Source organism: Salicibibacter cibarius (assembly GCF_016495725.1).
Classification (GTDB): domain Bacteria; phylum Bacillota; class Bacilli; order Bacillales; family Marinococcaceae; genus Salicibibacter; species Salicibibacter cibarius.
In genome coordinates, this window is the sequence record NZ_CP054705.1 from 3,161,958 (window position 1) to 3,174,112 (window position 12,155).

The window sequence follows — 12,155 nt, forward strand, 5'->3', positions numbered from 1 at the left end:
ATTCCTCCTTCTTCCCTCTATCATAATGGAAAGGAGCCGCTCGGGGCAATGGAATCGCCTAGGGCGCATAGCCTCGATGCATAGCGTTGGTCCATCGCAAATCCTTCATCGACCGATCGAGGCAAACGCGGCGTCTGCATGAGCGTAAAGGTATCATCCATGTGGCCCATCAACACCCGAAGCCGCGCTAAAAACCAAAGATACGCATCGATTAAGACCTGCACGCGCGCAACAGGGAGTTGTAGATGGATTGAAAGCAGCTGCTTCTCTCTTTCCAAGCTTTGCGAAGCGATAAATGTTTGATGATGAAAATAAGGAATTATTTGTAAAAAAAGCCAAGATTGCCAAAGAACCGGCGATTCATTTACCCACGTTTGCCAGGGCAAAAACCAGCCTGCTTCCGCAGGATGCAATTGAATGGGAATTTTCTTGCGAAGCAACTCTTCTTGAACGAACGTTGAAAACGGGGTCGAAGGTGGCCGTTTTCCGTATCGAGTCTCTTTTTTATAAGCGAGAAGCGCACTTCGTTGGCCATCATCCGGAACGACGACGGGCGTGCGCACACGTTCCAGTGTTGGTTGCGGCAGTCGATGGGCAACAAAACGGGCATGAGCTTTTTTCGAAGACAAGTAAGCGTTGATGTGTGCGGCCCAGAGGATTGATGGCGGTTGAAAATAATAGAGCGAGGGCATTTTATCGAAATCCGGAGCTCCTGACGCATGATAAGCAGCTTCCCACTGCCATTCCTTTAGATAGATGACGTTTCCTTTTCGCCGTAAATGGTCAAACGGCATCACCCAAAGGACTTGAACGCCAATGGATTGATACAACATGGTTCGCCTCCGGATGAGTTCGCGGTCAACGGTAGAGCATTGGTACTCAAGGGCAAGCGTTTCGTTTTTGTTTTTGACGAGAAGGTCGGCACGTTGATTGCTTTCAGGCAAAAAGGCTTCCAGACGAACGTCAACTCCATGGGATTTCAACCACTCAAAAAGCAAAGCCTTCCCTTCAAGATGACGTTCGGATTCAGGATTGGACGACGGGCAACGGGTGTTGGGATGGTGGGCAAAGTGAGCCCTGCGTTTCCTCCCTTTTTTCAACTGCAGGCGTTCCTTGCAAATCGGGCAATACCATTCGGCGTTCGCCTCAATATACGCGCGGTCCGCATCATTTAATAGCGAAACCGTCCGCCCTGAGTAGGAGGTGGCGGTGAACAATGGGGATCATCCTTTCGTGGGGAGTTGTTGCGAGGGATTTCGTGCTCCTTTCTATATTCACCGCGCGTGCTTGATTTTCCTTCTTTTTATATAAAAAAAGGTCAACACCAAAAATAATGACCGAAATGTACATGAAAAAACATGGGAATGACATTTAGTGGAACGTTTCAGAAATTCTTTCGTCGCATAGAACGGAGCATTACACAATTGTAGACAAAAATGAAGAATAAGCGACCATTTTGTCCTGAAATGAGAGAATACATGACAAAATGAGAAACGACCGTCAAAGTTTTGTCTTCCAAACGCTTGTATGATGACAAAAATACGAAATAATACGAAAGTTTGTCCTCAAAAACCGCGCGTAAATCGTTAGTACTCTGCATTGAACACATTAATGAAAGAACTTCTGAAAAACACCACTAGTGCACCATGGTTGAACTTCCCCGCTCGCACTTTGGTTCAACGCAGCTATGATCAAAAATAGACACCACTGACTTGATGTAACAAGCGCAAAGTGGTGACCAATATTTGGTTCTGACCCTTTTTTAGCGCCACAACGAAAGGTGATCACTTTTTTCCGCAGCGGTTTTGTCATAGATTTCGGTAAGGAGCAAAAAAACGCTGCCCCAAAATTGGGATCAGCGCGCGTTTCAGTTCTATGAGAAGTAAGAGTTCAATACTTCCAATCCGTTTTCGGAAACAACCGTTTTGCCGTATTCGCGAATGCGATGGATGGATACATCCGATTCATTGCCATATTCCAATACTCTGCTCAAGATGTTATCTTGCTCTTCTTCATCATAATAATCATCAAAAACGATATGAAGATAATAAACATTTTCCATCGCGTAAATTTCATTTTGAACATAATCCAATTGAACGGCTTTGCTTAAAGAAAGCATATCTTCCAAATCTCCGAAAGCGATGACGATGCTGAGCGGATCTTCAGCGTTTGCGTCTCTGCCTTTATGCTTCGAACGCAACTGCTCGTCGAGCATGTCAACAATGTTGTCGTCTACGTCATTATCATCTTTATCTTTGCCTACCGGTATTTCCAGTTTCACATTTCCATCACTCATATGGCCACGGGTGACAACGATCTCCAGTCCGTTATTAAATGCCTGGACTTGAATCCACAAAGGTCCTTCTATTTCAAAGTTCTCATGATCATACGCTTCGTTTATCATTTCAAAGAAGAACTCTTCTCCCCGCTCGCGGTTATACCAGATTTCATCGCTATCAAAGCCTCTGTCCTCGATATCCGCATACGTCACATAAAACTTAATGGTCGTATCATTGATTCTTTCGATTTCCACGATTTCTCCCTCCTCGGGTCAAAGTGGACCAGTAACATATTCTTTCACCAAGCGTCCTTTCAGGGTTTCGTCCATTCTCTGCAGTATTCTAAATGATGTTAACGTAAGTGTACCATTTTATATGGGTGGAATGCCATCCTTTCGTATCTTCAACTTTCATTTTTCTCGTCCATATCCGTCCGAAGGGCTCTGGAAACGGGTCTTTGTTTACTGTATAGAATTTCAGGTATGCTTATGCACATTCTTTCCTTGTTAGAAAAACTTGACTTATCGCCAAGGATGGCGAAAGTCAAAGTCTTTTCTTATACTATCACCCGAACAATGTATACATTCTGATAGTGTAAAAAAACTTCTATCTGTAATGGATAGAAGTTTGGTTGTCTAGTGCATTAATTCACGAGCTTTTGAGCTTCTTGCAAAAAGTATGTCCGTATTTTTCGAGGTAAGAACCGGCGAATTTCAGCTTCATTATAGCCGACTTGAAGCCGCTTATCATCATAAATAATCGGTCTTCTCAATAAGCCGGGATGTTCACTGATGAGCTCGAACAGCCGATGCAGGGATAATGTATCTACATCAATGTCCAACTCCTGAAAAATTTTCGAGCGTTTGGAGACAATCTCATCCGTTCCGTCCTCCGTCATGCGGATAACATCTTTAACCTCTTCCACGGAAAGCGGTTCTGCAAACACATTCCTTTCCTGAAAAGGGATATCATGCTCCTCCAACCACCCTTTAGCTTTTCGACAAGAAGTACAACTCGGTGAAGTCAGTAACGTCACCATCTGACCCTCTCCTTTCAACCCGATTGACGTTCAGCTGCCCCAAAAAATTGGTATTTATGAGATCTATCATAAAAGAGGTCAACTACAATATTGAGAAGCATTTATCTAAAAAACACTAATTGCATGCATATCATTCACACTTATAATTATACAATAATAGTTCTAATCTAGCAAGAGCCCATTGGAATTTGCCCAATTTTATTCAAATCGGCATTGCTTCCCTAATACCCGCGGCGCTTCACGTTTAAACGTTTAGTGTTTACACAAAGACGATTTCTCATTTGTATCGTTTATGGGTTTATTTTCACCCCGGCCCGGGTGGTGTTGCACGCCTTCTGTATAGGTGTTGCCGGCATTCCATAGCAAATATTCATGAATGTCGTTTTCATACAAGGCTTGGATTTGCGCTTCCACTTCTTCTTTTCCGTAAGGAATATAATTCCCCGGCCCGAGCCATGAAGCGGTAAAGTCTTGAATCCAGGGCCTGCTAAGCGGAGGATCATCAAGCCTTGTCAACAATGGCTTTTCCACTTTTGTATAGGCATCGATTAATTCGTACGGCGCTGCGTCAGGCGTTTCAATGCCGAAATGTGGCGTCCAATGGCTAGGATAAATCATTGAAGATATGACGTCGGTACTTTCCGCGATCCGGGAAAAGTTTTGACCGATGCCCGGTGCTTCCTCAATCATGGCTGCATACCCAAAAATATCCACGGATATATTCACATCATAATCGGATAACCTGTCCCCGGCATAAGTGACGAAATCCGACACTGCATCTACTCTCGTTTGCACCCGTTCTTTCTTTTCATCATAAGATCCGAAACTGTAATCCAAATCTTCATCCCGTGTTTCAAAACCTTCAGGAAATCGCACATAGTCAAATTGTATATCTTGGAAACCGAGATCTGCCGCCCTTTTGGCAACCTCCACGTTATAGTCCCATACTTCTTTTTCAAACGGATTAACAAATGATTCACCTTGATTGTTCGACCAGACAGAACCGTCACTGAGAAAAGATAAATCAGGCCGCTGATTGGCAAAGTACGTATCCTTAAAGACGACAATACGGGCGATCGGGTAAATGTCGCGTTCATTCAATTGCTCCATTAACCTGGCAGGGTTTTCAATCAACGCGGTCTCATTGTCAAAATGCCCATCTTCCGATTGATAAGTGAGATAGCCCCGGTCATCTTTTATATCAATCACCATTGCATTTAAATCCGTCTGTTCAACGAAATCGAGCAACTCTTCCATGCGCTCTCCGCCTGCCGAATGCCCGCTCACATAAATCCCTCTGACGGCGTCCGGATATGCAAAAGCATCATCAGCATTCTCAACAAATCGTGTCATTTGTTCCGGGATTTCTTTTTTCGCCTCCCCCGCCGCTTTCAACGTGTGGCTTTCTGTTGCTCCCGCATTGTGATTGCCGATGCCAAGGAGAGCCACCGTTAACGTCGCTGCCAAGGCAATTTTCCATTTTCCCATGCTACGGCCCTCCTTTTTCTCAGGATTTACGTTCTTTCCACAGATTATGTGAACCTCTCCACCTAAATCAAAGATTTCGAAGGGACTTCACGGCAAAACGGTTAAGCGAGGATAGAACAATTGATTTATTGTAAAACTAGACCTATACCATTCGGAAATTGTAAAGGGTGATCGCTATGGTCTATCTTATTTTTCTCGTCGCGGTAATCGTAACTGTCGTTTCCGCGACGAAGCTGTCTACATATGCCGATGCCATCAGCCGCCTGTCGGGGCTTGGCGCTCTTCTTATCGGCACGTTTCTGTTGGCAGTGGCTACTGCTTTACCGGAAGTAACGACCACTGTCACCGCGATTTATTTGGATAATCCCGATTTGGCTGTCGGCAATATTTTCGGCAGCAACCATTTCAACTTATTGGTGTTGGCTGTTTTCGATCTCTTTTTTCGAAAACGAAAAATGTTGTCCCACATTCACCGGCAACAACGGTACACGGCGTTGTTCGGCGTAATCATGACGCTTATCACTGCGATTGCCATCTTCGCGACGATCGAAATCCCTTTTCTCGGCGTTGGCGTCGAGGCGCTCCTCATCGTTGCCCTTTATTTATTAAGTTTATGGATCATTCAACGCACGGCCGGTGATGAAGAGGAAGATACGTTTGATGAATCACAGGAAAAAGAAGAAAAATATACGCTTAAACACGCGATCATCGGGTTTATCATTACAGCAATTGTGATTTTCATCGCCGGAACCGTCCTCACTTTTGCCGGCGATGAGATCGCTGTCATCACTGGGCTTGGGTCCGGTTTTGTCGGCAGTTTTTTGATCGCGGTCTCAACGTCACTTCCGGAAGTGGTGACGGTATGGACAGCACTGAAATTGAATAATGAAAATTTGGCGGCAGCTTCTATTTTTGGGAGTAACTTGTTTAACATGGTTATTTTAGTTTTATGCGACTTGCTCTACGAAGGCTCCCTTTTGCAAGCTGCATCGATGAGCCATACGGTCACCGTTCTTTTATTGCTTATTAACAGCGCCCTAGTCTCCTACGCTGTATTTTCCAATCGCCACCGCCGCTTTTACACGTGGCCTTCGTTACTGATGGTATTATTTTACGTACTGACGATGCTTTGGCTGTATTTTTTTTAGAAAGACTTGACTTCCGAACCAACTTATTTTTTTAATAGTGTTAAGAAAAAAAGAAACGCCCTGCCAAAAAATGGGGCGTTTCACTCGAAAGCCTTTAATACGTCCTGTTTGTTCAACGGTCCATAAAAAGGTTTCACGATCTCTTGCTGTTCGTCGATGGCATAGGTGGTCGGTATGCCCTGGACGCCGTAGCTTTTTGCGATCCGTCCGTCGCGATCGATGACGACCGGCATTTGCAATTCTTCGGCAAAAGCTCCAACATCGGTTTCGTTTCGTTCAGCAGTAGCCATATTGACAGCCAGCACTTCAATCCCTTTGTCTTGCAAAAAAACATAGTTATCGGAAAGCATCGGCAATTCTTGCTGGCAGACTTCACACCACGTAGTGAAAAAAACGAGCAGCATATTTTTTCCTTCATAATCCTGGAGAGCAACGGCATTCCCGTCCAGATCCTCGGCATCGAAGGGCACGGCTTTCATGACCGGAACAGCATCCTCCCAACCTTCCGCGCTTGCCTCGTCGGAAACACTTACGTTAAGCCCGACAACCAACAAAAACAAAGCAATAAACAATTTTCGCAAACGATTCCCTCCAATTTTTGTTATAATCTTACGGTAGGGGGTTGAACATGGTCATTAGATCGATCACGATCTTCCTTGCCTTCGTATTGGCAGGGTTGGTTCTTTTTGAAAATCAGACAGATGCCGATACCGGTATTTTCCCGTACTTGATGCTTGCTTTTCTCCTGCCGATGTTCGTCTATGATTTTTGGCGCCGCCGCAAGGCGTCTTAACATTTACTCTTTTTTTATGATGCTCTAAAATAGAGGCACCATTCATACATATAAACAGAAAGGAACCAAACAAAAAATGAAAAAAATTTTTTCAGGCATTCAACCCAGTGGCATCGTAACATTCGGGAATTATTTGGGGGCAATGAAACATTTCGTTGACTTCCAAGAATCGTATGATTGCATGTTTTGCATCGTCGACCAACACGCGATTACCGTCCCGCAGGATCCGATGGCGTTAAGGGATCAGAAACGGAAACTAGCCGCTCTCTATATGGCCGTCGGGATTGACCCGAACAAATCAACTATTTTTATCCAATCCGAAGTGCCGGCGCACGCGCAATTGGCGTGGATCATGCAGTGCGTTTCCTATATAGGGGAATTGGAACGAATGACCCAATTTAAAGACAAGTCCGAAGGGAAAACCGGTGTTTCCGCTGCGCTATTAACGTACCCACCCCTAATGGCTGCCGATATCCTCCTTTACGGCACCGATATCGTGCCCGTCGGGGATGACCAAAGGCAACATTTGGAACTGACAAGGACGCTGGCGGACCGATTCAACCGACAATACGCGGATATTTTCACCCTTCCGGAGTCCAAAATCCTGGGACGCAGAATCATGTCGCTCCAGAACCCGGAAAAGAAAATGAGCAAGTCCGACGACAATACGAAAGCGTTCATTTCCATGCTTGATGATGAAAAAACGATAACGAAAAAAATAAAAAGTGCCGTCACCGACTCCGACCCGGAAGTTCGTTTTGACGAAGAAAAAAAGCCGGGGATCAGCAATTTGCTGACGATCTATTCGCTATTGAGTGATCAATCGGTTGCGGAAATCGAAAAGGAATACGATGGCAAAGGATACGGCGCTTTTAAAACGAACCTTGCCGATTTGGCGGTCACCGTGTTGCGGCCGATTCAAAAACGTTTTTACGAGATTTATGAGTCAGACGAAGTGGACAACGCCCTCGACGCAGGCAGCGACAAAGCCAACGAGCAAGCGCAAAACCTGTTGCAAAAGGCAGAGGAGGCAATCGGGTTACAGCGGAATTAATCAAGGGAGGAGGCATGGCGGGTCGCTTCGGGCGGGCTTGGTTTACTTCATGGCGACTGAATTGCCTTGATTCACTCGATTACGGTCGCCATGAGCCTTGCATGGCGACCGAAAAACCGATCTGCTCTCACTTTCAGGCTCCATGAACACTCCATGGTGACCAAAAAGACCTGATTCATTTGATTTCGGGCTCCATGAACACCCCATGGCGACTGAAAAGCCTTGTTTCATGCATTTTCGGGCCTCATGACCTCTTCATGATAACCGAAAATCGATCTACTCTTGATTTCGGGCTTCATGAACACCCCGTGGCGACCGGAAAGCTCTGCTTCAATCGAATTCGGTCGTCATGCCTCTTCCATGCTGACCGTTTCATGCTTTTCCTTAAATTCGCTCGCCACGCCCCCATCTAACCAAACAAAAAAAGCACTGTCCCTCCATCCCGGGTTCAGTGCTCACCTGATTAATATTCTTTACCTTGTTTACGCCATATTCGTCCGATAAAAACAGGAACGACAATCGACCCGACAATAAGCACGGCAGTAGCCACTTGCATGATCGTGTAAACTATTCCGTCCATGATGTCCCTCCTCACTCCATATCTCCGTCCTATTATAAATGAGGAAAGAGAAAGTGTAAATGAGGGAATAGTTTGGACCTACAGGCTATTATTTATGCATTTCGCTTTCATGTTGCATATCCCATATTTTCTCAAAAAACGGTTGTCCCTTTGCCATCGCCTCGCATAAGTGATAATGATCATCGCTCCAGCCCACGCTTACTTCATTGTACAACTGTAGCAATGCCTCTTCTCCGGTTATCATTTGAATCTCCATGTATTTGTCAGGGGCCCACTCCGTATACCAGTAACGAATTTCCGCCTCTTGACCGGAGGTGTCCAATTGATCGATAATCATAAACAGCAATTGTTTTAGTTGTCGTTCTTTGCGCGTTAATCCTTGCATATACTGCGGATGCGGAGACAGGATATGATATTCCTTTTCGATCGGCTCGCCTTCTTCCCCGCGAGCAGGTTCTTCGGACTGTTCGACCGCCTCGATCGCCAATTTTTCCTGCCGGGGTGTCAACCGGCTTTTTCGAATCGGCGTTTCGTACCCAAGTGTATCCACGACCAATGTGGCTGTTCCGGTCGTTGCAATAAAACAATAATCGAGCGGAAGCTTGGACATATTTTTGCGAAGTGCACTTTTTCGATAAACAGCATCGAGTAATTGCTGTGGGATCGTCTCCAGGCTATTTTCCAGTTGTTCGTATAATCGCTCGGTGACCTTGACTACCTCGGCGATATCAAGGACTTCTATTTTGTCTTCACTACGCCATTCATGAAAATGACAAATATTGTATCCATTTTCTTCGCCTTCAAACCAATTGACCCATACATCACGAATTCGGGCCATTAGTAAGCCCCCTTCCTATACAAGAAATCGTACCTACAGTATAGTCGGAGTTCAGGGATTTTATTCCACGCGACCTTGATTGATTTGTTTTTTCGTTTTCTTAGGGCTTCGAATAAAACTAAAGGCCGCCATTAACAACCCACCTGTGAAAAGATACAATTCAGGTTGTAAAATAATGAAATGCCAATACTCGTAAAAGCTATACCCGGTTACGGTTAAATTTAAATAGCCAATTAAGCCAATCGCTCCAATTGCAGCAATCAGAACACCGATGGCCGCGATAAACACTCGAATAGCAATCGTCATCTCCCCCTTACTGGAAGTGAGATGTGGGGGTGTGAAATGGGAGAGCATTCACATCCAAATTTACTTTATACGTATGACAAGCCGAGGAGGAAAAGTCTATGAAAATTATCGCTTCCCATAAAAACACGGATTTCGACGCACTCGCCTCTCTCGTTGCCGCCAAAAAATTGTATCCCGATGCCGACATTTTATTGCCGGCAAAAATAGGCCCGGATGTGAAAAATTATTTGGCCATCTACCGCGACCAGTTTCCTTATATCAACGAACAACAATTGCCACCCGACGGGATCGATGAACTGATTTTAGTCGATACATATCAACCGACCCGAGCGAGCAATAAATTTCAGGATATTCAGCCCGCGAGCATGACTGTCTATGACCACCATCCCGAAAGTTTCCATCTCCCCCACCCCGGAGAGACAGCGGAGGTTGGTGCAACAATTACCATTCTCCTTGAGCTTATTCAAGCGAGAGAAATCGCGCTCACCGATTGGGAACGGACGCTATTCGCGCTTGGCTTATACACGGATACCGGTTCTTTCACGCACGAACACACGTCAAACCGCGACGTGCGTGCGCTGCTTTTTTTATTCAATCATGGGTTCTCTCTTGATGTCGTCAACCGTTTTTCCGATCCCTCTTTTTCCGAGGAACAACAAGCACTGCTTTTGCAACTTCTTCAGCAAGGGGAAGTTCACGATGTTAACGGCGTTTCGATCATGATTGGAACGATTTCCGCCGAAGCTTTCATTGACCGTTTGAACCTCATCGTTGAAAAGTGGCTTGATTTGGCAGCGGCAGATGCGTGCATTGCCATCTCGGAAATGAAAAATACGATTTTCGTTACGGCAAGGAGCAGACACCCACGTGTGAACGTATCAAAAGCCCTGGCTGCCGTTAACGGCGGTGGCCACCCCCGAGCGGCCGCCGCGACAATCAAGGACGGGGAACAAGTGAATATAGCCGCTAACATTCAGGCCAATCTTTTCTCCGCAGTCGCACCTGCTCTTGTTGCAAAACAAATGATGAGCCAACCGGTAAAAACGGTGACGCCAGACACGTCCATCGAAGCAGTGAGAGACGAAATCCGGCGTTACGGCCACTCCGGATTTCCGGTTCAAGAAAACGGTCAATTGGTCGGCATGATTTCCCGCCGTGATGTGGACAAAGCGGTCCACCACGGCCTCGGCCATGCCCCGGTAAAAGGGCACATGAACGAACGAGTCATTACGTGTGAAGCAAACGCGACGTCCGAAGACGTTCAAAAAAAGATGATCACGCACGATATCGGGCGTTTACCGGTTCTCGCAAACAGCAAACTGATCGGCATCATTTCACGCTCTGATCTTTTGCAATTGCTACACGATGAGCATGATGAAAAAAAACAAAAGCAAACACGCAACATGAGGAACGACATGACCCGTGCCCTGTCTGCCGATCATTTTGATTTGCTGCAAACGATTGGCTACATTGCTGATCAAAATGGGGTCCAAGCCTACCTTATCGGCGGTATTGTTAGAGATCTGTTGCTAGAGCGTGAAAATGAAGATATAGACATCGTGATCGAAGGGGACGGCATCGCCTTTGCCAAAACGGTTGCCGATCAATTGGAAGGGGCATTGTATACACACAATGACTTTAAAACCGCCACAATCATCCTCAGCAACGGGCAACACATTGATGTTGCCTCAGCCCGGGCGGAATATTATGATGCGCCTGCAGCCTTGCCGAACGTCCGGTTTTCAAACTTGCGGGAAGACCTCTATCGCAGGGATTTTACCTTTAATGCGTTAGCTATCCGCCTTAATGAAGCAGATTTCGGGACGCTTATCGATCCTTTCGGCGGAGAACAGGATTTACAAGATGGCGTCATACGTGTCCTTCACAACCTCAGTTTCATTGAAGATCCGACGAGAATCTTACGCGCCATCCGCTTTGAATTAAAGTTCTCCTACACCTTTGCCGCGGATACGCAAAGATTCGCCGAATTGGCTACATCTGCCATTTCCCACTTATCCGCCGAACGTATCAAAGCCGAATTTCAGCGCTTATTCGTGGAAGTGTCAGCGGCAAAGACCTTTAAACGATTGGAAGATTTGAACCTATTGGGAGCCTTCATTCCATTTGCCGTTTGGTCTCGGAATGCCGATCAAATGATCTCGTCCCTGGAACACGAATCCTTGCCGGAAAACCTATACACCTTTTCACGCCTTCTTCCGTTATTTGCGTTCGACGGAGCGTTACAGCACCTCACCCGTTTTGCGTTGACGAAGGCCGAAAAACAACTGCTGAATACATTCGAGCGCTTACAATCCATTGATGAGACAGCATTCAACTCTCTCGGCACCCTTCATGAAAACGTTCATGAAGCTGAAGAGACGAACCTGGTTCTTTTTGAAAAGTATACGGAGGTTTTGAATGAAAACATGAGCTTGATGATCAAACGATACCGCGATAGACGGCGCCACATGCCTGCCTTGCTTTCAGGTGAGGATTTGCGGAAGCTTCCCATGGCACCCGGTCCGCACTACAAGCGCTATTTGCTAAAAGCGGAAAGCCTTTGGTTGGATGACAAGTTAACGAGCCGGGATGATGCTCTGCAATGGCTGAATGGGAGCCCCGACAAATAG

The 12,155-nt window shown here is 45.9% G+C and carries 11 protein-coding genes; 4 read left to right on the forward strand and 7 right to left on the reverse strand.

The window, feature by feature from the left end; all coding sequences use genetic code 11:
* Positions 1-20 precede the first annotated feature (20 nt).
* From HUG15_RS16075 to HUG15_RS16090, 4 genes are all read right to left on the reverse strand, one after another.
* Positions 21-1,217, reverse strand: coding sequence for a competence protein CoiA (locus HUG15_RS16075; RefSeq protein WP_200124059.1), 1,197 nt, complete (start codon positions 1,215-1,217; stop codon positions 21-23).
* Positions 1,218-1,873: 656 nt separating this feature from the next.
* Entirely contained in the window at positions 1,874-2,533 is a 660-nt protein-coding gene (mecA, locus tag HUG15_RS16080) for an adaptor protein MecA (RefSeq protein ID WP_200124060.1), read from the reverse strand.
* 389 nt (positions 2,534-2,922) lie between these two features.
* A complete protein-coding gene (spxA, locus tag HUG15_RS16085; protein WP_114371765.1) occupies positions 2,923-3,318 on the reverse strand; it encodes a transcriptional regulator SpxA in 396 nt (131 codons plus the stop codon).
* Between the two features lie 252 nt (positions 3,319-3,570).
* A complete protein-coding gene (locus tag HUG15_RS16090) occupies positions 3,571-4,806 on the reverse strand; it encodes a putative glycoside hydrolase (protein ID WP_200124061.1) in 1,236 nt (411 codons plus the stop codon).
* Between the two features lie 176 nt (positions 4,807-4,982).
* Between HUG15_RS16090 and HUG15_RS16095 the strand changes: the two genes are divergently transcribed.
* Positions 4,983-5,954 (forward strand): sodium:calcium antiporter, encoded by a 972-nt coding sequence (locus HUG15_RS16095; protein WP_200124062.1) that lies wholly within the window; start codon positions 4,983-4,985, stop codon positions 5,952-5,954.
* An 80-nt stretch (positions 5,955-6,034) separates the two neighbouring features.
* Here HUG15_RS16095 and HUG15_RS16100 read toward each other — a convergent pair whose 3' ends face one another.
* Positions 6,035-6,535, reverse strand: a complete 501-nt coding sequence (locus HUG15_RS16100) for a peroxiredoxin family protein (protein ID WP_200124063.1) — start codon at positions 6,533-6,535, stop codon at positions 6,035-6,037.
* A gap of 47 nt (positions 6,536-6,582) precedes the next feature.
* Here HUG15_RS16100 and HUG15_RS16105 point away from each other — a divergent pair, with 47 nt between their 5' ends.
* Together HUG15_RS16105 and trpS are read left to right on the forward strand one after the other, a co-directional pair.
* On the forward strand, positions 6,583-6,747 hold the full coding sequence (locus tag HUG15_RS16105; protein WP_200124064.1) for a hypothetical protein: 165 nt from the start codon (positions 6,583-6,585) through the stop codon (positions 6,745-6,747).
* 76 nt (positions 6,748-6,823) lie between these two features.
* Positions 6,824-7,801, forward strand: a complete 978-nt coding sequence (gene trpS, locus HUG15_RS16110; RefSeq protein ID WP_200124065.1) for a tryptophan--tRNA ligase — start codon at positions 6,824-6,826, stop codon at positions 7,799-7,801.
* Between the two features lie 668 nt (positions 7,802-8,469).
* Here trpS and HUG15_RS16115 read toward each other — a convergent pair.
* Together HUG15_RS16115 and HUG15_RS16120 are read right to left on the reverse strand one after the other, a co-directional pair.
* Positions 8,470-9,219 carry a DUF3603 family protein gene (locus HUG15_RS16115; protein ID WP_200124066.1) on the reverse strand — a complete coding sequence of 250 codons (750 nt, stop codon included), beginning with the start codon at positions 9,217-9,219 and terminating at the stop codon, positions 8,470-8,472.
* Between the two features lie 60 nt (positions 9,220-9,279).
* Complete coding sequence (locus HUG15_RS16120) at positions 9,280-9,525, reverse strand: YuzI family membrane protein (protein WP_200124067.1); 246 nt, start codon at positions 9,523-9,525, stop codon at positions 9,280-9,282.
* A gap of 98 nt (positions 9,526-9,623) precedes the next feature.
* Between HUG15_RS16120 and HUG15_RS16125 the strand changes: the two genes are divergently transcribed.
* Entirely contained in the window at positions 9,624-12,155 is a 2,532-nt protein-coding gene (locus HUG15_RS16125; protein WP_200124068.1) for a CBS domain-containing protein, read from the forward strand.

Excerpts from the sequence above, each read along its gene's own strand:
- HUG15_RS16105 (WP_200124064.1), top strand. The coding sequence starts at position 6,583 with ATGGTCATTAGATCGATCACGATCTTCCTTGCCTTCGTATTGGCAGGG.
- HUG15_RS16115 (WP_200124066.1), bottom strand. The coding sequence starts at position 9,219 with ATGGCCCGAATTCGTGATGTATGGGTCAATTGGTTTGAAGGCGAAGAA.
- HUG15_RS16125 (WP_200124068.1), top strand. The coding sequence starts at position 9,624 with ATGAAAATTATCGCTTCCCATAAAAACACGGATTTCGACGCACTCGCC.
- trpS (WP_200124065.1), top strand. The coding sequence starts at position 6,824 with ATGAAAAAAATTTTTTCAGGCATTCAACCCAGTGGCATCGTAACATTC.
- HUG15_RS16095 (WP_200124062.1), top strand. The coding sequence starts at position 4,983 with ATGGTCTATCTTATTTTTCTCGTCGCGGTAATCGTAACTGTCGTTTCC.
- HUG15_RS16090 (WP_200124061.1), bottom strand. The coding sequence starts at position 4,806 with ATGGGAAAATGGAAAATTGCCTTGGCAGCGACGTTAACGGTGGCTCTC.
- spxA (WP_114371765.1), bottom strand. The coding sequence starts at position 3,318 with ATGGTGACGTTACTGACTTCACCGAGTTGTACTTCTTGTCGAAAAGCT.
- HUG15_RS16120 (WP_200124067.1), bottom strand. The coding sequence starts at position 9,525 with ATGACGATTGCTATTCGAGTGTTTATCGCGGCCATCGGTGTTCTGATT.